The following is a 20,899-nucleotide window of genomic DNA, read 5'->3' as shown; positions in this document are numbered from 1 at the left end:
ATGCGCATCGCGTACCTTTGCAAGCGCCGCTACATGAGCAAGGACGTGGTCCTGGACCGCTACGCGCGCGTGTACGAAATCCCCGCGAAACTCGCCGCACACGGCCACCAGGTCGAAGCCTGGTGCCTGAGCTATCGCAAGGAGCGCGAAGAAGGCACGTGGACGCACGATGCCGCACCAGGCACGTTGCGGTGGCATTCGGAACCGGCGATGCCGGGGCTGCCGACGTATCCGTGGCGCTTGCTGCACGCACTGCGCGAATTCAAACCCGACCTGATCATCGCCGGTACCGACATTCCGCATGTCGCCCTCGGCGCATGGCTGAAGGGAAAGTTGCGCGTGCCGCTGGTGGTCGACCTGTACGACAACTTCGAAGGCTTCGGCCAGGCGAAGATCCCGGGCTTCGTTTCCTTGTTGCGCCGGGCGACGCGCAAGGCCGATCTCGTGCTGACGACCAGCGAGCCCTTGCGCGCGCTGGTCGTCGACGACTATCGCGCGAAGGGCGAGGTCATCGCGATGCCGAGCACCATCGACCGCGCGGTGTTCCATCCGCGCGATCGCGCCGCATGCCGCGCGGCGTTGGGCCTGCCGCAGGATGCGTTGCTGGTCGGCACGGCGGGCGGCCTCAATCGCGAGAAGGGCATCGAAGCCTTGTATGCCGCATGGGCGGTCCTCGAAAAGCGCATGCCGAACCTGCACCTCGTGCTCGCAGGGCCGCACGGCTTCCCGCCGCCGACGGGCGACCGCGTGCATTCGCTGGGGCCGTTGCCGCACGAACGTGTCGCGCAGGTCTTCGGCGCGCTCGACGTCGGAGCGATCTGCATCCTCGACACCGAGTTCGGGCGTTACTGCTTCCCGCAGAAGGCTTACGAAATGCTTGCGTGCGACCTGCCGGTGGTCGTGGGCGATGTCGGTGCGATGCACCACCTGTTCGCCGACACGCCCGAATTCCTCTACCAGGCCGGCAACGCGGAAGACCTTGCAGACAAGCTCGAAACGCAGCTGTGCAATCCGCGCAAGGCCGCCGTGCCGATCCGCGACTGGAGCGAGGTGATCGCCGCCATCGAACCTAGGATGCGGCGCCTGGTCAGCGGTTGAAGCGGTAGATCAGCGTCGGGATCCACGGCGACAGCGCGCGCCACACGCCATCGGGAACCGCGGCCACGCACTTGCGCAACACGCCGCGCGTGCCTTCGATGGACAGCGTCGCGCGCAGGGCTTCGACACCCACGTTGCGCGCCTGCAATCCCGATTCGGCGAACAGCGCTTCGATGCCGGGCAGTGTAAGCAGCTCGCAATCGTAGACATCGCCCTTTCTCATCCTGCGCACGTAGGGGCTGCGCCACGCACGCGGCAGCCAGCTGAGGAACGGCAGGTGGAAGTGCGGTTCGACCACGCCCCAGCGATTGGGGACCGCGAGATACCCGCGCCCGCCGGGTGCGAGGACGCGCCGGCATTCGCACAGGTGGTGCAGCTGTTGCGCGTGTTCGCCGACGTGTTCGATCACGTGGTTGGTGATGACCACGTCGAACGCAGCGTCGGCGAATGGCAACGCCGTCCCTTCGACCTGCTGCCATGCGAAACCGTCGGACACCATGCGCAGGTCGACGACATCGACCGACGTGACATCGCAACGGATCTGCGGATGCGTGCCCAGGAAATGCGCGATGCCGCCGCTGCCGGTGCCGACTTCCAGGACGCGATACGGCGTAGCGCGTGGCTGCAGGTCGAGCAGGCGCAGGATCTTTTCCGCCTTCGGCTTGCGCGAAGCGAGGTCCGGCGCGATGTGCGGTTGGCGCACGGCGGTGTTCACGCGCGGCGTCCGTCGATGCAATGCGCGATGAGGTGGCCGTAGGCGGCCGCGATGTGTTCCCAGTCCACGCGCGAGGCGGCGAGCGCGCGGATGGCCTGCGCACGGTGCGCGAGCGCGGCCGGATCGGCAAGCGCGGTGATGACGGCGTTCGCGAGTTGTCCGGTGTCGCGCGGGTCCACGCAGACTTCCGACTTCATTTCGCCGAGCAGGTCGTCGACGCCCGCGACATCACCGACGACGACCGGACAGCCGCAGCCGATGGCTTCCATCAGCACGACGGGCAAGCCTTCCTGGTCGCCCGCGGCGTCGCGCACGAATGGCGCGACGAGCAGCGTCGAAGCCCGATACAACGCGGGCAACTTGCCCTGCGGCATCGCGCCGAGGAAACGCACGTGGTGGGTGACGCCCAGGCGCTCGGCCTGTGCGCGCAACGCGGCTTCCTCTGGGCCGAAGCCGGCGATGTCCAGGCGCACGTTCGGGCGCGCGCGCACGATCGCGGGCAGTGCATCGAGCAGGAAATTGAAGCCCTTCTTCGGAACGAGGCGGCCGACGGCGAGCAGGACGTCGGATTCGCGCGGCACGTTGGCGTCGGGCACGAAGCGTTCGCGCAGGTCCACGCCCATCGGCAGGATGTCCAGGCGGGGCGGCGCCAGGCCGATGCGGCGCGCTTCGTTGGCCATCGCCGAACTGACCACGGTCATCGCGGCGCTCGCCTTCGCGACGTCGCGCTTCATCGACTCGAGGAACTTGCCGCGCAGGCCGAACAGATCGCCGCCATGCGAGGTCACCAGGAAGGGCACGGCGCGCGTGGCCTTGCTGGCGACCCACCCCTGCGGGATCAGCCAGTGCGCATGGACCGCATCGATGCGCCGCGTGCGCAACAAGCGCTTCACCGCGAGCCACTGCATGCCGACGAACGTGGGCAGCAGCAAGTGTTTCCACTTCGAACGCCGCAGGTTCGCGGCGATGCCGCCGCCGTAGACCAGCGTTTCCAATTGCGCAGGCGCGTAGCGGTAACGCACGACTTCCACGCCATCGATGTCGCCCGATTCCGCGCCTTCGGCATGCGGCACCAGGGCGATCACGTTGAAGCGCGCCGTCAATCGTTTGCACAGCTCGTGCACGAACCCGGGTTCGACGTCGCCCGCCCACCGCGGGTAGGTGGACGCAAGGACGAGGACGGTGGGCCGGGCGGAGGTGCGGCGCGGATCAGTCATCGCGGCGATAGGTCAGCGCCGTGATCTGCTCCGACACCAGGCCGATCAGGAACACCACCACCGAGGCGCTGATCAGCAGCGCGCTCATGTTGGTGAAACGGCCGTACTTCGCGAAGCTCCACGCGTAATACAGCGCGCCGAGCACGGCGAAGCCCAGCGCCGTGGGCGCGAAGAGCTTGAGCGGCGAATACAGCGTGGCGATGCGGAAGATGATGATCAGGAAGCGCGCGCCATCGCGCAGCGGCCGGATGTGCGAGCGGCCGATGCGGCGCGCGACGTCGATCGGCACGTAGGCCACCGGGTAGGCGCTGCGGAAGAAGGCCATCGTGCTGGTGGTCGGGTAGCTGAAGCCGTTGGGCAACAGGTGCAGGAACTCGCGGAAGCGCTCGGCGCGCACCGCGCGGAAGCCCGAGGTGAGGTCGGCGATGCGGTGGCCGGTCATCCAGCTCGCCAGCCGGTTGTACAGCGCGTTGGCCGCACCCCGGCCGACGTTGGCCTGGCCGCCGGCGTTGCGCGCGCCCACGGCCATGTCGTAGCCGGCCTCCAGGCGCTCGAGCAGCTTGGCGATGTCCCCGGCGTTGTGCTGGCCGTCGGCATCCATGAAGACGAGGATCTCGCCCGAGGCCGCGCGGGCCCCGCGCTTGATCGCCGCGCCGTTGCCCATCGAATAGGGCGAGGACAGGACCCGCACGCCGTTTTCGATGGCCACGGCCGCTGTATCGTCGGTCGAACCGTCGTCCACGACGATGACTTCGGCCTCCGGATAGGCGGCCTTGAGCCCGGGCAGGGTCTGCCGAAGCCCGTTGGCTTCGTTCTTGGCCGGAAGGATGATCGAGATGCGCATGGCCACTCCACTGACCTGTACAGGTTAACAAGTCCGTCAACGACCGGAATAGCGACGGGCATCCGTTGTGTGACGTGGGGTTTGCGGTATCTTCGGCACACGTATTGGGGGAAAGAACATGGCGACCGTTGCGACCGCCAACCTGGTGGGCATCACGGGCATTGCCCGGCGACTGGTGATGGACGGCGTTCTGGACGAGGCCCGCGCCCGCGAGGCGATGGACCAGGCCACCCGCGAGCGTAAGCCGCTCGCCTTGTTCATGGCCGAAAAGAAGATGGTCACCTCCGGCCAGCTGGCCGCGGCCAACTCGGCCGAATTCGGCATGCCCATCTTCGACGTGAGCGCGCTGGACCCCAACCAGTCGGCGATCAAGCTGGTGAGCGAGGAACTCGTCCGCAAGCATGGCGTGTTGCCGCTGTTCAAGCGTGGCGGCCGCCTGTTCGTGGGCCTGTCCGATCCCACCAACAGCCACGCGCTGGACGAGATCAAGTTCCACACCAACCTGGCGGTCGAGCCCATCCTCGTCGACGACGACAAGATCCGTCGCACGATCGACCACTGGCTCGAGAACGCCGACGCCCTGGCCAGCGAGATGGGCGACAGCGAGGGCCTGGACAACCTCGAGACCACCGGCGGCGACGAAGACCTCTCGAACGATTCGGGCGTCGACGCCAAGGGCGACGACACGCCGGTCGTGAAGTTCATCAACAAGGTGCTGGTGGACGCGATCCGCCGCGGCGCGTCGGACATCCACTTCGAACCCTACGAAACCGAATACCGCGTGCGCCTGCGCATCGACGGCCTGCTCAAGCAGGTCGCCAAGGTGCCGGTGAAGCTGCACTCGCGCATCGCCGCGCGCCTGAAGGTCATGTCGCAGCTGGACATCGCCGAAAAGCGCGTCCCGCAGGACGGCCGCATCAAGCTCAACCTGTCGAAGTCCAAGCAGATCGACTTCCGCGTGAGCACCCTGCCCTCCCTGTTCGGCGAGAAGGTGGTGCTGCGTATTCTCGACGGCGGCGCCGCCAAGCTGGGCATCGACAAGCTGGGTTACGAGGAAGACCAGAAGGAGCTCTTCGTCAACGCGGTGCTCAAGCCCTACGGCATGGTGCTCGTCACCGGCCCCACCGGCTCGGGCAAGACCGTGTCACTGTACACCGCGCTCAACATCCTCAACGACGAGACGCGCAACATCTCCACCGTCGAGGACCCGGTCGAAATCCGCGTGCCCGGCATCAACCAGGTGCAGATGAACGTCAAGCGCGGCATGACCTTCGCCGCGGCGCTGCGCTCGTTCCTGCGCCAGGACCCGGACGTGATCATGGTCGGCGAGATCCGCGACCTGGAGACCGCCGAGATCGGCATCAAGGCCGCGCAGACCGGCCACATGGTGCTCTCCACGCTGCATACCAACGATGCGCCGCAGACCATCGCGCGCCTGATGAACATGGGCGTGGCGCCCTACAACATCACCTCGTCGGTGACGCTCGTCATCGCCCAGCGCCTGGCGCGCCGGCTGCACGACTGCAAGCGCGAAGTGCACCTGCCCGACCACGCGCTGCTGGCCGAAGGCTTCACCGCCGACGAGATCCATGCCGGCTTCAAGATGTACGAGGCGGTCGGCTGCCAGGACTGCACCGAGGGCTACAAGGGGCGTACCGGCATCTACCAGGTCATGCCGATGACCGAAGAGATCCAGGAAATCATCCTGTCGGGCGGCAACGTCATGCAGATCGGTGAAGCCGCGCAACGTTCCAACGTGCGGGATTTGCGTCAATCCGCCCTGATGAAAGTGCGCAAGGGCGTGACCAGCCTCGCGGAAATCAACCGCGTGACGAAAGACTAACGAGACAGGGATTGGGGGAACGCCGCATGGCCGTGACCAAGAACGCAGCACGTACCGCCGCCAAGCAACCCGCCGTGCGGCGCGCGGAGGCCATGCCCATCTTCGTGTGGGAAGGCAACGACAAGCGCGGCGTGAAGATGAAGGGCGAGTCGGCCGCGCGCAACGCCAACCTGGTGCGCGCCGAGTTGCGCAAGCAGGGCATCACCCCGACGGTGGTGAAGGTGAAGACCAAGCCGCTCTTCGGCGGCAGCGGCAAGCGCATCACGCCGAAGGACATCGCGGTGTTCTCGCGCCAGATCGCGACCATGCTCAAGTCGGGCGTGCCGATCGTGACCTCGATGGAAATCATCTCGGGCGGGCAGAAGAACCCCAAGATGCGCGACCTGGTCAACAACATCCGGACCGACATCGAAAGCGGTTCGTCGCTGTCGGAGTCGCTCAGCAAGCACCCGGTGCAGTTCGACGAGCTCTATCGCAACCTGGTCAAGGCGGGCGAATCGGCGGGCGTGCTCGACACCGTGCTCGACACGGTCGCCACGTACAAGGAAAACATCGAAGCGCTGAAGGGCAAGATCAAGAAGGCGATGTTCTACCCGGCGATGGTCGTCGCGGTGGCGTTGCTGGTCAGCGCGATCCTGCTGGTGTTCGTGGTGCCGCAGTTCAAGGAAGTCTTCGCCAACTTCGGCGCCGAGCTGCCGGCCTTCACCATGCTGGTGATCAACCTGTCGGAGTTCATGGTCAAGTGGTGGTGGGCGATCTTCGGCGTGATCGCCGGCGCCATCGTCGGCTTCATCATGATGAAGAAACGTTCGACGGCCTTCGCACACTTCCTCGACCGCCTGATCCTCAAGTTGCCGATCATCGGCAAGATCATGCACGAGGCGGCGCTGGCGCGATTCGCACGCACCCTGGCGGTGACCTTCGCCGCCGGCGTGCCGCTGGTGGAAGCGCTGGACACCGTCGCCGGCGCCACCGGCAACACGGTGTACGAACAGGCGGTGCTGCGGGTCCGCGACGACGTCGCCGTCGGTTACCAGGTCAACCTGGCGATGAAGCAGACCAACCTGTTCCCGCACATGGTGGTGCAGATGACCGCGATCGGCGAAGAAGCCGGCGCGCTCGACACGATGTTGTACAAGGTGGCCGAGTTCTACGAGATGGAGGTCAACAACGCGGTCGACGCGCTGGCCTCGCTGCTCGAACCCATCATCGTCGTCATGCTCGGCGTGATCGTGGGCTCCATGGTGGTCGCCATGTACCTGCCGATCTTCAAGCTCGCCTCGGTCGTCTGACCTGAATGGCGTTCCTTGACCAGAACCCCGGCCTCGGCTTTCCCGCCGCGGCCGCATTCGGGCTCGCGCTCGGCAGCTTCCTCAACGTCGTCATCCTGCGCCTGCCGCGCCGGCTGGAATGGCAGTGGCGGCGCGACAGCCGCGAAGTGCTCGGCGAGCCGGAGGAATACGATCCGCCGCCGCCCGGCATCGTCGTGGAGCCCTCGCACTGCCCGCACTGCAAGCATCGCCTCAGCTGGTACGAGAACATCCCGCTCGTCAGTTGGCTGATCCAGGGCGGCAAGTGCCGCCATTGCCACGCGCCCGTTTCGGTGCAATACCCTTTCGTCGAAGCACTGACGATGCTGCTCGTGCTCGCGTGTGTATGGCAGTTCGGCTTCGGGTGGCGCGGGTTCGGGGCGGTGCTGTTCTCCTGTTTCCTCCTGTCGCTGGCGGGCATCGACCTGCGCACGCGCCTGCTGCCCGACCAGCTCACGCTGCCGCTGTTGTGGCTCGGGTTGATCGCGAGCGTCGAGAACCTCTACATCGGGCAGAAGGCCGCGTTGCTGGGCGTGATGGCCGGTTACTTCTCGCTCTGGTCGGTGTACTGGGTGTTCAAACAGCTCACCGGCAAGGAAGGCATGGGCCACGGCGACTTCAAGTTGCTCGCGGCCATCGGCGCCTGGGTGGGCCTCAAGGGCATCCTGCCGACGATCCTGCTCTCCTCGGTCGTCGGGGCCATCATCGGTTCGGCCTGGCTCGCCATGAAGGGCCGCGATCGCGCGACGCCGATTCCGTTCGGCCCGTATCTGGCGATCGCCGGGTGGATCGCGTTCTTCTGGAGCGATCGCATGGTCGATGCCTACCTGTCCCTCTTCGGCCTGAAGTAAGGCGATGGCCGCGGCCGGCCCGTTGTTCGCGATCGGCCTGACCGGCGGGGTGGCTTCGGGCAAGAGTGCAGTGGCCGCGGCGTTCGCCGAACGCGGCGTTGCCGTCATCGACGCGGATGTCGCCGCGCGCGAAGTCGTCGCGCCGGGGCAGCCGGCGTTGGCCGAGATCGCGCAGACCTTCGGTGGGGATGTGCTGCAGGCGGATGGACAGTTGGATCGCGCTGCGTTGCGTCACCACGTGTTCGGCGACGACGCCGCGCGCCGGCGCCTGGAAGCCATCCTGCATCCCCGCATCCGCGTGATGCTGCACGACGATGCACGGCGCGCGCCCGGGCCCTACTGCATCGTCGCGATCCCGCTGCTCGCCGAAAGCGGCGGGCGGGGGGTGTATCCGTGGCTCGCGCGCATCCTGGTGGTCGACGTGCATCGCGACATCCAGGTCGAACGCGTCATGCGACGCGATGGCATCGATGCGGTGCTGGCGCAACGGATGCTGGCGGCGCAGGCGAGCCGGCAGGCGCGCCTGGCGATCGCGGACGACGTGGTGGTGAACGACGGGGCGATCGAGGAACTCGATGCGCATGTCGCTGCGTTGGATGCGCGCTATCGGGCGCTGTGTCCGCTCAGCCGCTGACCCACAGGCCCCGGATCGCGGCGATCCCCTGCGCGCCATGCGTGCGTGCAGTCGCGATGTCTTCGACACGCATCCCGCCGATCGCATAGATCGGAAGCGCGACTTCTTCACGCAACGCGGCGAACCCCGTCCAACCGAGCGGCGCGCCCTCCGGATGCGTCGGCGTTGCCGCGATCGGGCCCAGCACCGCGAAGTCGCAACCAATCGCTTCGGCGCGCCGCAGGTCCTCGAGGGTGTGGCACGACGCACCGACGCGGCGGTCCTTCGGCAAGGGCCGCGCATCGAGCGTCGCCAACTGCGACGAACGCAGGTGCACGCCGACGTCCATCGCCTGCGCGAGCGCGATGTCGCCGTTCACCAGCACGTCGGCGCCGTGCCGGCGACACGCATCGACGGCGGCGTCGACCAGTGATGCCCAGCGCGCAGGCGGGCAATGCGGCGCGCGCAATTGCACACGACGAATGCCCGCGGCGAGTGCGGCTTCGAGCGATTCGAGCCAGGCGGCATCCGATGCATCCGGCGCGGGCGTCACCAGATAGCGATCGGGTTGCAACAACGCGGCGACGACAGGAATGTCCCCCGGCGGCATCGCGTACGCATTGAGCGTATGCGGCGGCGCCCACACGAGCGCCTGCCCTTCATGGCCTTTCACCGTGCCGCGCCAGCTGGCGACAGCGCGCACGTCCAGGCGCAAACGCTTGTGCGGATAGCGCTGCGGCACTGCGATCACCGGCGGGCCGCAGGTGATGTCGATGCCGAGTTCTTCGTGGAGTTCGCGGGCGAGCGCCGCTTCGGGCGACTCGCCGGGTTCGCGTTTGCCGCCGGGGAATTCCCACAGGCCGGCGAGATCGCGGCCTTCGGTGCGGCGGGCGAGCAGGATGCGGCCGGCCTTGTCGCGGATGACGCCCGCGACGACCTCGACCGGCGCGTGCATGTCAGGCGAGCTGGCCGTGGCAGTGCTTGTACTTCTTGCCGCTGCCGCAGGGGCAGGGATCGTTGCGGCCGACGCGTTCGCTGCGGCCGGGCGGCAGCATCTCGAGCGTGGGCATCCCGCCCTGCGCCAGTTGCTGCGCGGCTTCCTCGTCGGCGCCCAACCCGCCCATGTCGGGGTGCTGGAACTGCATCTGGCGGGCCATCGCCTCGGCGCGCGCGCGTTCGGCGGCTTCGGCCTGCGCGATCTCCGCCTCGTCGCGGATGCGCACGCGGGCGAGCAGCGAGACCACTTCGCGCTTCACCTTCTCGAGCATCTCGCCGAACAGCTCGAACGCTTCCTTCTTGTATTCCTGCTTCGGCTGCTTCTGCGCGTAGCCGCGCAGGTGGATGCCCTGGCGCAGGTAATCCATGCGGCCCAGGTGTTCCTTCCAGTTCTGGTCGAGCACGTTGAGCATGATGTGCTTTTCCAGCATGCGCATGTTTTCCGGGCCGATCTGCGATTCCTTGTCGGCGAACATCCGGGCCACGTGCTGTTGCACTTCGGCCGCGATGCCTTCGGCGTCGATTTCCTTGCGCTCGGCGATCACCTGGCCGATGGGCTCTGCGTTGAACTCGTTCGCCAGTTCCGCGTCCAGGCCCTGCAGGTCCCACTGTTCGTCGATGGAGTTGATCGGCACGAAGCGCGCGACCAGCTCGGCGACGACGTCCTCGCGGATGCCGGCCACGTTTTCTTCGACGCTCTGCGCATCGAGCAACTCATCGCGCTGCTGGTAGATGACCTTGCGCTGGTCGTTGTTGACGTCGTCGAAGTCGAGCAGGTTCTTGCGGATGTCGAAGTTGTGGGCCTCGACCTTGCGCTGGGCGTTGGCGATCTGCTTGGTCACCAGCGGGCTTTCGATGATGTCGTCTTCCTTCAGGCCCATGCGCGCCATGACGCGCTGCACCCAGTCGGCCGCGAAGATGCGCATCAGGTTGTCTTCGAGCGAGAGGTAGAAGCGCGAGGAACCCGGGTCGCCCTGGCGGCCCGAACGACCGCGCAGCTGGTTGTCGATGCGGCGCGATTCGTGGCGTTCGGTGCCCACGATATGCAGGCCGCCGGCGGCCTTCACCGCGTCATGGCGCTGCTGCCAGGCTTCGCGCACGCGGGCCTTGTCGGCTTCCGGCGCGTCTTCGCCCAGCGCGGTGAGTTCGGCTTCCAGCGAACCGCCGAGCACGATGTCGGTACCGCGGCCGGCCATGTTGGTCGCGATGGTCACCGCACCGGGGCGACCGGCGTTGGCGACGATGTGCGCCTCGCGTTCGTGTTGCTTGGCGTTGAGCACCTCGTGGACGACGCCGGCTTCCTGCAACTGCTCGGACAACAGTTCGGACACTTCGATCGAGGTCGTGCCGACCAGGACCGGCTGGCCCTTCGCGTGGCACTCCTGGATTTCCTTGACCACCGCGCGGTACTTGCCGGGGCGATTGAGGAACACCAGGTCGGACAGGTCCTTGCGGACCATCGGGCGGTGCGTGGGAATGACGATGACTTCCAGGCCGTAGATGTTCTGGAATTCGTAGGCTTCGGTATCCGCCGTGCCGGTCATGCCCGAAAGCTTGCCGTACATGCGGAACAGGTTCTGGAAGGTGATCGAGGCGAGCGTCTGGTTCTCGCGCTGCACCTGCACGCGTTCCTTCGCTTCCACCGCCTGGTGCAGGCCGTCGGACCAGCGGCGGCCCGGCAGCGTGCGGCCGGTGAATTCGTCGACGATGATCACTTCCCCATCGCGCACGATGTAGTCGACGTCGCGCTGGTAGATCGCATGCGCGCGCAGCGCGGCATTGAGATGGTGCACGACGTGGATGTTCTGCGCGCCGTACAGCGCGTCGTCGTCGCCCTTCAGCACGCCGGCCTGGCGCAGCAGGTCTTCGACGTGTTCCATGCCCGCTTCGGACAGGTGGACCTGCTTGCCCTTCTCGTCGACGAAGTAATCGCCTTCGCCTTCCTCTTCCTTCTGGCGCGTCAGTGCGGGGACGATGGCGTCGACGACGGCGTAGAGATCCTGCGATTCGTCGGCGGGGCCGGAGATGATCAGCGGGGTGCGCGCTTCGTCGATCAGGATCGAGTCGACTTCGTCGACGATCGCGTAATGCAGGCCGCGCTGGTAACGGTCTTCCTTCGCCAGCGCCATGTTGTCGCGCAGGTAGTCGAAGCCGAACTCGTTGTTGGTGCCGTAGGTGATGTCGGCGCCGTACGCACCGTGCTTGTCCGAGTGCGGCATGCCCGGATACACCACGCCGACGGTAAGGCCGAGCCAGTTGTACAACTTGCCCATCCACGCCGAGTCGCGGCGCGCGAGGTAGTCGTTGACCGTCACCACGTGCACGCCCTTGCCTTCGAGCGCGTTGAGGTAGGTCGGCAGCGTGGCGACGAGCGTCTTGCCTTCGCCCGTGCGCATTTCCGCGATCTTGCCCAGGTGCAACACCATGCCGCCGATCAGCTGCACGTCGTAATGGCGCATGCCCATCACGCGGCGCGAGGCTTCGCGGCAGACGGCGAAGGCTTCGGGCAACACCTTGTCGAGCGATTCGCCCTTCGCGATGCGTTCCTTGAACTCCGGCGTCTTCGCCTGGAGCTCGGTATCGGACAACGCCTGCATCTGCGGTTCGAGCGCGTTGATCTTTTTGACGATGCCCCCGAGCTGGCCGAGCAGGCGTTCGTTACGGCTGCCGAAAACGCGGGTGAGCAAGCTGTTGAGCATCGTGGGACACCAATTCCGGGAAGTGGGCCGGGCCTCGCAGGGGAGGCGTCCGGCAACAAAAAAGGGCGCGGGGCGCCCTTTGTACGGCAACGCGGCATTGTAGCTGGGGTCCGACGCTGCGCCTATCAAGCCCGCATGTGACCGGGCGCAGCGTTCGGAGTTCCCGCCCGGATCAGCCCCGCGTGGCGGAGCGGTTGCCGTTCTGCCCCAGGAACTTGCGCGGATTCACGACGCGGCCGTCGTCCCACACTTCGAAATGCACGTGGGCGCCGGTGGAACGGCCGGTGGAGCCGGCCTTTGCGATCTGCTGCCCGGCGCGGACCAGGTCGCCGACGCGACCCAGCAGGCGCGAGTTGTGCGCGTAACGGGTGACGTAGCCGTTGCCGTGGTCGATCTCGACGACATTGCCGTAGCCCGAGCGCACGCCGGAGAAGGAAACCACGCCATCGGCGACGGCGAGCACGGGGTCGCCCACGTTCGCCTTGAAGTCGATGCCCTTGTGGAACTGGTGGCCGCCGACGATGGGATCGGCGCGGCCGCCGAAGCCGGAGGTGATGTAGCTGTTGGCGATCGGATCGCGCGAGGGAACCGCGTTGCGGTCGAGCTCGCGGTTGAACAGCAGCGATTCCATTACGGAGAGCTGCTGGCCCGAAGCGGCATATTCTTGCTCCAGCGAGGTCAGCTCGCGGTGCAGTTCGTCGCGCGGCATGTCACGCACGGGGCCCGGACCACCGGTCGGCACCGGCTGTTCGAAATCGAACTCGCCGTCTTCGAGCTGGCCGGCGCGGGTAAGGCGCTCGCCGAGTGCGTTGAGGCGGTTGGCCTGGGCCTGGAGTTCACCCAGGCGCGCGGCCAGCGCGTTGATCTCGCGTTGCGAGTTCGCGCGCGTGGCGGCGAGCTCGGTGCCCTGCTGTTCGACCTTGGCCTGCAGGTGCGCGTTGTACGCGCCTGCAACGCCGACGGAAGCGACAAGGCCCAATACGAGGCCCGAAGCGAGGAGAATGCCGGCGGCGACACCCGGACGGCGCTGCGCGCTGTCGGAAAGGCGGCCCACCAGGCCCGTCGGCTGTCGGTGGCGATTGTTCAGTACGATCTTGAAGCTCATGTCGATATCGGATCCCAAGTCCAGCAAGCCAAAGCCTGCACGCGCAAATCGAAATGCGGGTCCGCAAGCGCCCATGGAGGCGTTGCTCGCGGACGTCGCCTTCGATCCCCTGCGCCGTGCCTTATGGCTTGACGCGCTGGATCAGCGGTTGCGCCCTTCCCTGCCACCCGGGCTCGCCCCGCATGCACGGGTTGCGAACGTCGACTGCGGCAGGCTCGTCTACGTCGTGGATGCACCTGTATGGCGGGCCAAACTGCGGCTCGTCGCACAGGACCTCCTTGACGCGGCCCGATCCCTCGGGCTCGATGCGACCGAGCTGGTCGTCAAAACGACGACCCACCCGTTCCAACCGCCTGAGCGGCCGGAACCGAAAGTCACACCGATGTCGGCGGCTGCGAAAGAAGCATTGCAGTCCGCGCTGGCGTCCCTCGTGGATCCCAAGGACACGGGTTCCAAAGACTCCTGACTCTGGCCGATCGATCTCCCCGAGTACGTTTGCACGGGAGGCCGGATTCGGCTTGGAGGGATGCTACCCCGCCCTTTGCCCCTGATTCGCTAACGAATCATTCCGAATTCGTTAAAGAGGCGTTAAGGCGACCGATCCGATTCACAGATCGATCACGGAGATGACCGCGCCGTCGGATTGGCATGAGGCTTGCTGCACTGCAGCACCGCCGGTCAGGCGATGGCAGGGTTGCCGTAGACGACGGGCGCGGCGGCCGGGTCGTCGAAAGTCACTTCGTCCCACGCCGAGGCATCGGCCAGGAGGGCGCGGACCAGCTTGTTGTTGAGCGCGTGGCCGGACTTGAAGCCTTCGAACGCCCCGATGATCGGGCGGCCGGCCAGGTACAGGTCGCCGACCGCGTCGAGGATCTTGTGGCGAACGAATTCGTCGGCGTAGCGCAGCCCGTCGTCGTTGAGGACGCGGAACTCGTCGAGCACGATCGCGTTGTCCATCGAGCCGCCCAGGCCGAGGTTGCGCTCGCGCATGAACTCCAGGTCGCGCATGAACCCGAAGGTGCGCGCGCGGCTCACTTCCTTGACGTAGGAGGTGGTGGAGAAGTCGACCTCCGCGCGCGACTGCGCGGCGGGAATGGCCGGATGGTCGAAGACCACGGTGAAGCCGATGCGGAACCCGTCGTAGGGTTCAAAGCGGGCGACCTTGTCGCCGTCGCGCACTTCGACCGTCTTGCGGATGCGCATGAAGCGCTTGGGCGCCGACTGTTCGGAAATCCCCGCCGATTGCAGCAGGAACACGAACGGACCGGCCGAGCCGTCCATGATCGGCACTTCCGGCGCCGACAGGTCGACATACGCATTGTCGATGCCCAGGCCTGCGAAGGCGGACATCAGGTGTTCAATGGTCATGACCTTGCCGCCGTTGGACGACAGGCCGGTGCACAACATCGTCTCGGTGACCAGGCCGGCGTCAGCCGGAATCTCGACGACCGGGTCCAGGTCCACGCGCCGGAAACGGATGCCCGTATCGACGGCGGCCGGACGCAGCGTGAGATAGACCTTCTCTCCGCTGTGCAGGCCAACGCCGGTCGCGCGGATCACGTTCTTGAGGGTGCGTTGGGGCAGCATCGTGTGCGTGCGGTCTGGACTCTTCGCACCTCGGACCGAGGCGGGGGATTCGAACGGACTGCGCCGGTGGCGCAGCGGCCGCAAAGGGTACCACGCTGCCTGCTGAACACTTTGGCAAATGGCGGATGGAGCGTCCCGTGGACGTGCCTTGTGGGTGCGTCCCTAGGGTGCGCCGGGTTCGACGGAGGCGTGCCCCAAAGAGGCCGGCCGGTAGGGTCCGGCCGACCGAAGGACACGGCGCGGGGCCTGGCGCAGCCCCGCGCTTCTCAGCCGTTGTATTGCTCAGTCGGCCTGGCGGCGCAGGAACGCCGGAATGTCCAGGTAGCTGCTGTCGCCACCGAAGTCCGCCGCGGCCGGCTCGCTGCGATTACCGCGCAGGTTGCCCGACGTCGCGTTGGAGAAGTTCGGCACGACCGGTTCGTTGAGGTTGGCCATCGCATCGAAGTCCGGCTGGCCGGTCGTCGCGTTGCGCACCAGCTTGATCGGCGAACGCACCATCGACTCGCGGCCCTGGTAGGCCATGCCGCTCTCGCGCGTCGGCAAGGCCTGGCGCGAGACGGCACGATTCAGGCCGGTGGCGACGACCGTGACGCGCACTTCGTCCTGCATTTCCGGATCGAGCACGGTGCCGATCACGACCGTCGCGTCTTCCGAAGCGAAGTTCTCGATCGTGCGGCCGACTTCGTCGAACTCCGCCATCGTGAAGTCCGGGCCGGCGGTGATGTTGACGAGGATGCCGTTGGCGCCGGAGAGATTGACGTCGTCGAGCAGCGGGTTCTGGATCGCCGATTCGGCCGCGGCCTGCGCGCGATCGTCGCCGCGCGCCGCACCCGTGCCCATCATCGCCAGGCCCATTTCGGACATGACGGTGCGCACGTCGGCGAAGTCGACGTTGATCAGGCCCGGACGCACGATCAGGTCGGCGATGCCCTGCACGGCGCCGAGCAGCACGTCGTTGGCGGCGCGGAAGGCCTGGATCATCGTGGCGTTGCGGCCGAGGACGGTGATCAGCTTTTCGTTGGGGATCGTGATCAGCGAATCGCAATGCTGGCCGAGTTCGTCGATGCCCTTGAGCGCCACCTGCATGCGGCGACGGCCTTCGAACGGGAACGGTTTGGTGACCACCGCGACCGTGAGAATGCCCATCTCCTTGGCGAGCTGCGCGACGACGGGCGCCGCGCCCGTGCCGGTGCCGCCGCCCATGCCGGCGGTGATGAACACCATGTCCGAGCCCTGCAGCGCATCCATGATGCGTTCGCGATCTTCCAGCGCCGCCTGGCGGCCGACCTCCGGATTCGCGCCGGCGCCCAGGCCCTTGGTGACGTTGGAGCCGAGTTGGAGTTGCAGCTTCGCGCCGCAGTTCTTGATCGCCTGCGAGTCGGTGTTCGCCGTGATGAATTCCACGCCGTCCACGCTGCTGTTGACCATGTGGGCGACCGCGTTGCCGCCGCCGCCACCGACGCCGACGACCTTGATCACCGCGTTCGGGGCCATCTTTTCAACCAGTTCGAAGTGCGCCATGTCCGTGTCCTCTTATAGGTGTTTTATGAACTACGTATTCGTGTTGCAAAAGTGTTCCGCCGTCCCTTCCGCCCTGCCCGCCTTCCTCAGAACTCGCCGCGATACCAGTTCTTCAACTTGTTGAAGAACGAGCCTGCGCGGCCCGCCGAGATCGACGGCCTGCGCGGGTTTTCGATCTGGCTACCCATCAGCAGCAGCCCGACCCCCGTGGCGTGCACGGGATTGCCGACGACCTCGCCCAGGCCGGTGACGTGCTGCGGGATGCCCACGCGCACCGGCATCTGCAACATTTCCTCGGCGAGTTCGACGACGCCTTCCATCTTCGAAGCACCGCCCGTGAGCACCATCCCGGCGCGCACGTGCTGTTCGAAACCGCTGCGGCGAAGCTCCGCCTGCACCATTTCGAAGATTTCCTCGTAACGCGCCTGCACCGCCTGCGCGAGCGAATGACGCGGCAGGCGGCGCGGCGGACGATCGCCGACGCTGGGCACCTGGATGCTCTCCTCGGCCGTCGCCAACTGCGCGAGCGCGCAGGCGTAACGCACCTTGATCTGCTCGGCTTCCGGCGTCGGCGTGCGCAACATGTGCGCAATGTCTTCGGTGACCTTGTCGCCGGCGATGGGCAGCGAGGCCGAATGCGCGATCGCGCCCTGCACGTGCACCGCGATGTCGGTGGTGCCCGCGCCGAGGTCGACCAGCACGACGCCGAGTTCGCGTTCATCGGGCGTGAGCACCGCGGTGCTCGATGCGAGCGAGGCGAGGATCAGGTCGTCGACCTGCAACCCGCAACGCTGCACGCACTTGCTGATGTTGGCCGCCGCGGACTGCGCGCACACCACCAGGTGGGCGTGCACTTCCAGCCGCACGCCGGTCATGCCGACCGGATTGCGGATGCCTTCCTGCGAATCGTCGAGCACGTAGTCGCGCGGGATCGCATGCAGGATGCGCTGGTCTGCCGGAATCGCCACGGCCTTCGCCGCTTCGAGCACGCGGTCGAGGTCGGCATAGGTGACTTCGCCGTCGCGGATCGGTGCGATGCCCTGCGAATTGCGGCACTGCACGTGGTTGCCGGAGATCGAAGCGTAGACCGAGCGCACCTCGCAGCCGGCCATCAGTTCGGCTTCCTCCACCGCGCGCTGGATCGATTGCACCGTGGATTCGATGTCGACGACCACGCCGCGCTTGAGCCCGCGCGATTCGTGCGAGCCGATGCCGATCACCTCGATCGGGCTGCCCGGCGAGTATTCGCCCACCAGCGCCGTGACCTTCGACGTGCCGATGTCGAGGCCCACGATCAAGGATTTGTCGCCTTTGCGGTTCATGTATTTCCCTGCGAATTCGTGACAGGTGCGACCGCGGCGGCCGGTGCGTCGGCCCACTGCAGTGCGAACCCGTTGGTGTAGCGGAGGTCGGCGCGACGCAAGATCCGTTGCGGCTGCGCCGTCAGTTGCGGAAGCAAGCGCGCGAAGCGGCCCAGGCGCGGCCGCGCATCGCTGCGCCCGACGATCACTTCGGTACCGTCGTCGAGCATGAGCGACCAACTGCCGCGTGCATCGAGCTTCAGCGAGCGCACGTCGGTGCCCGTGCTCGCGAACAGGACGCGCGATTCGTTGTAGAGCGCGACCACGTCCTGCACGCGTGCGTCGGGCCCGGCGAGCTCCGGCAGCTTCGCCGGCACGCGAATGCCCTCCACCGGGAACAGGCGACCGTGTTCGCTGAGCAAACGGTCGGTGCCCCAGCGTGCGAACGGGCGATGCTCGATCACCTGTACTTCCAGCACGTCGGGCCAGTGCTTGCGCACTTCGGCGCGCTCGACCCACGGCAGGCGCGCGACGGCGGTCTGCGCCGATTCCAGGTCGACGGCGAAGAAGCCGCGCTTCGCATACGGCAGCACGGTGGAGCGCAGCAGTGCTTCGTCGACGTTGTGGAGCGATCCCTGCACACGCAGCGTCCGCAGCGGCCAGCGCTCCGACGCGACCCAGCCGTTGAGCAACGCAACGACCGGCAGCACGACCAGTGCCACCGCGAGGGTCCACGCCAGGATGCGCAGCAGTGCGTTCACTTGCGCGCACCTCCGTCGCGGTCGAGCGAGGTTTCGAGGATCCGCCAGCACAGCTCGTCGAATTCGATGCCGACCTGGCGCGCGGCCTTGGGCACCAGCGAATGCGAGGTCATGCCCGGCGCGGTGTTCACTTCGAGCAAGTAGAACTGGCCGCTCGCGCGATCGCGCATCACGTCCACGCGCGACCAGCCACTGCAATCCACGGCCTTGAACGCTGCGACCGCGAGGCGGCGGATCTCGTCTTCGGCCTCGCCCTCCAGCCCCGGGCACAGGTACTGCGTGTCTTCGGCGACGTACTTGGCGTGGTAGTCGTACCACTGTCCCTTCGGCACGATGCGGATCGAGGGCAGTGCGGTCTCGCCGAGCACGGCGACGGTCAGCTCGTCGCCTTCGACCAGCTGCTCCATCAGCAACTCGCCGCGCGCTTCTTCGTCGATGTAGCGCTTCGCGAGTTCGACCGCCGCGTCTAGGTCCTTCTCTTCGTACACGCGCGAGACACCGACGCTGGAGCCTTCGGCGGCAGGCTTCACGATGACCGGAAGGCCGAGCGACATTGCGGCGGCGTGGATGTCCGCACCCTTGCCGAGCTGCACGTATTTCGGCGTCGGCAGGCCGAGCGACAACCACACCTGCTTGGTGCGGATCTTGTCCATGCTCAGCGCCGAGCCCAGCACGCCAGAACCGGTGTAGGGCACGTTCAAGGCATCGAGCAACCCTTGCAGCACGCCGTCTTCGCCGCCGCCGGCATGGCCGTGGAGGATGTTGAACACGCGCGTGAAATGCTTGTCCTGCAATTCGCGGATCAGGTTCGGAATGCCGTCGACCGCGTCGGCGGCGACGCCGCGCGCGCGCAGCGCGTCGAGCACGTTGCGGCCCGAATCCAGCGAAACCTCGCGCTCGGAACTGGTGCCGCCCATCAGCACCGCGACGCGGCCGAACACGGCCGGGTCGGTCACGCGCAGCGGGGGGAAATTCTGCTTGCCACTCACTTCATTGCTCCTTCGAAACCTTGCGTGGCGATTTGCTGTGCCGCGGCGCCGATGTCGCCGGCGCCCATCAGCAGCAGCAAGTCACCGTCCTGCAACACATCCGGCAACACGCTCGACAAGTCACTCGCACCGCCGACGACGATCGGATCGACGCGACCGCGCGTGCGGATCGCGCGGGCCAGCGCCTTCGCATCGGCGCCCGCGATCGGCGCTTCGCCGGCCGGATAGACCTCGGTCAACACCAGCGCATCGACGGTCGACAACACCGCGGCGAATTCGTCGAACAGATCGCGCGTGCGGCTGTAACGATGTGGCTGAAACGCAACGACCAGGCGCTTGTCCGGCCAGCCGCCACGCGCGGCGGCGAACACCGCCTCCAGTTCCTTCGGGTGGTGGCCGTAGTCGTCGACCAGCTGCACGGTCGCGCCCTTCTCCGTGCGCAATTGACCCAGCAGGTTGAAACGACGGCCGATGCCTTCGAACTTCTTCAGCGCGAAGGCGATCGCTTCGGGCGCCACGCCGAGCTGCCAACCGATCGCGGCCGCGGCCAACGCGTTCTGCACGTTGTGGCGGCCCGGGAGCGCGAGTTCGACCGGCGTGCGCGAACCATCGGGCAGGTGCAGCGTGAAGTGCATGCACGCGCCGATCTGGCCGACGTCTTCGGCACGCACGTCGGCCTCCGGCGCGAAGCCGTAGGTCATCACGTGACGCGGCGTGTTCTTCGCCAGCGTGGCGACTTCCGGATCGTCGATGCACAGCACCGCAAGCCCGTAGAACGGCAAGCGATGCAGGAACTCGGCGAAGGCTTCCTGCACCTTCGCGAAGTCGCCGCCGTAATTCTCCAGGTGGTCGGCGTCGATGTTGGTGATCACCGCGACCGCGGGATTCAGGCGCAGGAACGAGCCGTCGCTTTCGTCGGCTTCGGCGACCAGCCACTGGCCACCGCCGAGGCGCGCGTTCGCGCCCGCGGCGAGCAACTTGCCGCCGATGACGAAGGTCGGGTCCAGCCCGCCTTCGCCCAGCACGCTTGCGGCCAGCGAGGTGGTCGTCGTCTTGCCGTGCGTGCCCGCCACGGCGATGCCGCGGCGGAAGCGCATCAGTTCGGCGAGCATCTCGGCGCGCGGCACGATCGGAATGCGTTGCGCGCGCGCTTCCACCAGTTCCGGATTGTCCTTGCGGATCGCGCTGGAGACGACGATGCAATCGGTGTCGCGCACGTTCTCCGCGCCGTGGCCGCGATACACCTTTGCGCCCAGTTCCGTGAGACGACGCGTGACCATGTTGTCCGCGTTGTCGGAACCCGAGACCTGGTAACCGAGCGTGCACAGCACTTCGGCGATGCCGCTCATGCCGACGCCGCCGATGCCGATGAAATGCACGCGCGGGTAGGCTTTCGCGAGATCGCCGGTGGCCTGCAGGCGGCGCTGGATGTTGGCCATCACGCCGCCT

17 protein-coding genes and 1 pseudogene are annotated in these 20,899 nt (G+C 66.8%); 6 read left to right on the top strand and 12 right to left on the bottom strand.

Going from position 1 to position 20,899, the window contains the following annotated elements; all coding sequences use genetic code 11:
• Positions 1 to 1,098, top strand: a complete 1,098-nt coding sequence (locus ACXJJ8_RS14775) for a glycosyltransferase family 4 protein (protein ID WP_499031576.1) — start codon at positions 1 to 3, stop codon at positions 1,096 to 1,098.
• Here the strand turns inward: ACXJJ8_RS14775 and ACXJJ8_RS14770 are convergent.
• The 3 genes from ACXJJ8_RS14770 to ACXJJ8_RS14760 are packed head-to-tail and all read right to left on the bottom strand — an operon-like array spanning position 1,088 to position 3,874.
• Entirely contained in the window at positions 1,088 to 1,813 is a 726-nt protein-coding gene (locus ACXJJ8_RS14770; RefSeq protein WP_499031574.1) for a class I SAM-dependent methyltransferase, read from the bottom strand. The two genes, ACXJJ8_RS14775 and ACXJJ8_RS14770, sit on opposite strands and share 11 nt — an antisense overlap.
• Positions 1,810 to 3,030: a glycosyltransferase gene (locus ACXJJ8_RS14765; RefSeq protein ID WP_499031572.1), complete on the bottom strand. Its 1,221-nt coding sequence runs from the start codon at positions 3,028 to 3,030 to the stop codon at positions 1,810 to 1,812. The genes ACXJJ8_RS14770 and ACXJJ8_RS14765 overlap by 4 nt, the downstream gene beginning before the upstream one ends.
• Positions 3,023 to 3,874, bottom strand: coding sequence for a glycosyltransferase family 2 protein (locus ACXJJ8_RS14760; RefSeq protein ID WP_499031568.1), 852 nt, complete (start codon positions 3,872 to 3,874; stop codon positions 3,023 to 3,025). The genes ACXJJ8_RS14765 and ACXJJ8_RS14760 overlap by 8 nt, the downstream gene beginning before the upstream one ends.
• Positions 3,875 to 3,992: 118 nt before the next feature.
• Between ACXJJ8_RS14760 and pilB the strand changes: the two genes are divergently transcribed.
• From pilB to coaE, 4 genes are read left to right on the top strand one after another with little or no spacing between them, the layout of a single operon-like run.
• Positions 3,993 to 5,717 (top strand): type IV-A pilus assembly ATPase PilB, encoded by a 1,725-nt coding sequence (gene pilB / locus ACXJJ8_RS14755; protein WP_499031565.1) that lies wholly within the window; start codon positions 3,993 to 3,995, stop codon positions 5,715 to 5,717.
• 26 nt (positions 5,718 to 5,743) lie between these two features.
• Positions 5,744 to 7,009: a type II secretion system F family protein gene (locus tag ACXJJ8_RS14750; RefSeq protein WP_499031563.1), complete on the top strand. Its 1,266-nt coding sequence runs from the start codon at positions 5,744 to 5,746 to the stop codon at positions 7,007 to 7,009.
• A gap of 5 nt (positions 7,010 to 7,014) precedes the next feature.
• Positions 7,015 to 7,878, top strand: a complete 864-nt coding sequence (locus ACXJJ8_RS14745; protein ID WP_499031561.1) for a prepilin peptidase — start codon at positions 7,015 to 7,017, stop codon at positions 7,876 to 7,878.
• Between the two features lie 4 nt (positions 7,879 to 7,882).
• Positions 7,883 to 8,512 carry a dephospho-CoA kinase gene (gene coaE, locus ACXJJ8_RS14740; protein ID WP_499031558.1) on the top strand — a complete coding sequence of 210 codons (630 nt, stop codon included), beginning with the start codon at positions 7,883 to 7,885 and terminating at the stop codon, positions 8,510 to 8,512.
• Here coaE and ACXJJ8_RS14735 read toward each other — a convergent pair.
• The 3 genes from ACXJJ8_RS14735 to ACXJJ8_RS14725 all read right to left on the bottom strand — a co-directional run bounded on the left by ACXJJ8_RS14735 (position 8,502) and on the right by ACXJJ8_RS14725 (position 13,291).
• Positions 8,502 to 9,446, bottom strand: coding sequence for a Nudix family hydrolase (locus ACXJJ8_RS14735; protein WP_499031555.1), 945 nt, complete (start codon positions 9,444 to 9,446; stop codon positions 8,502 to 8,504). The genes coaE and ACXJJ8_RS14735 overlap by 11 nt on opposite strands.
• Before the next feature lies 1 nt (position 9,447).
• On the bottom strand, positions 9,448 to 12,186 hold the full coding sequence (gene secA, locus ACXJJ8_RS14730) for a preprotein translocase subunit SecA (RefSeq protein ID WP_499031552.1): 2,739 nt from the start codon (positions 12,184 to 12,186) through the stop codon (positions 9,448 to 9,450).
• Between the two features lie 172 nt (positions 12,187 to 12,358).
• Positions 12,359 to 13,291 carry a peptidoglycan DD-metalloendopeptidase family protein gene (locus ACXJJ8_RS14725; protein WP_499031549.1) on the bottom strand — a complete coding sequence of 311 codons (933 nt, stop codon included), beginning with the start codon at positions 13,289 to 13,291 and terminating at the stop codon, positions 12,359 to 12,361.
• Here ACXJJ8_RS14725 and ACXJJ8_RS14720 point away from each other — a divergent pair.
• Positions 13,290 to 13,757 carry a DciA family protein gene (locus tag ACXJJ8_RS14720; protein WP_499031817.1) on the top strand — a complete coding sequence of 156 codons (468 nt, stop codon included), beginning with the start codon at positions 13,290 to 13,292 and terminating at the stop codon, positions 13,755 to 13,757. The two genes, ACXJJ8_RS14725 and ACXJJ8_RS14720, sit on opposite strands and share 2 nt — an antisense overlap.
• A 212-nt stretch (positions 13,758 to 13,969) precedes the next feature.
• Here the strand turns inward: ACXJJ8_RS14720 and lpxC are convergent, their stop codons facing one another.
• From lpxC to murC, 6 genes and pseudogenes are all read right to left on the bottom strand, one after another.
• Positions 13,970 to 14,878, bottom strand: a complete 909-nt coding sequence (gene lpxC / locus ACXJJ8_RS14715) for a UDP-3-O-acyl-N-acetylglucosamine deacetylase (protein WP_036169406.1) — start codon at positions 14,876 to 14,878, stop codon at positions 13,970 to 13,972.
• A 282-nt stretch (positions 14,879 to 15,160) separates the two neighbouring features.
• On the bottom strand, positions 15,161 to 16,399 hold the full coding sequence (ftsZ, locus tag ACXJJ8_RS14710) for a cell division protein FtsZ (RefSeq protein WP_499031546.1): 1,239 nt from the start codon (positions 16,397 to 16,399) through the stop codon (positions 15,161 to 15,163).
• Positions 16,400 to 16,485: 86 nt separating this feature from the next.
• Complete coding sequence (gene ftsA, locus ACXJJ8_RS14705) at positions 16,486 to 17,721, bottom strand: cell division protein FtsA (protein WP_036169410.1); 1,236 nt, start codon at positions 17,719 to 17,721, stop codon at positions 16,486 to 16,488.
• 56 nt (positions 17,722 to 17,777) lie between these two features.
• Positions 17,778 to 18,461: pseudogene (locus ACXJJ8_RS14700) on the bottom strand (cell division protein FtsQ/DivIB); the annotation flags it as partial.
• The gene (locus tag ACXJJ8_RS14695; RefSeq protein WP_499031543.1) at positions 18,458 to 19,450 is read right to left on the bottom strand and encodes a D-alanine--D-alanine ligase; all 993 of its coding nucleotides are present in this window, start codon (positions 19,448 to 19,450) and stop codon (positions 18,458 to 18,460) included. The pseudogene ACXJJ8_RS14700 and the gene ACXJJ8_RS14695, both read right to left, overlap by 4 nt.
• A complete protein-coding gene (gene murC / locus ACXJJ8_RS14690; protein ID WP_499031540.1) occupies positions 19,447 to 20,889 on the bottom strand; it encodes a UDP-N-acetylmuramate--L-alanine ligase in 1,443 nt (480 codons plus the stop codon). Before murC ends, ACXJJ8_RS14695 begins: the two co-directional genes overlap by 4 nt.
• Positions 20,890 to 20,899 lie beyond the last annotated feature (10 nt).

It is taken from the genome of Lysobacter sp. P5_C4, assembly GCF_054049695.1.
This window is presented reverse-complemented; position numbering and strand designations above follow the sequence as displayed.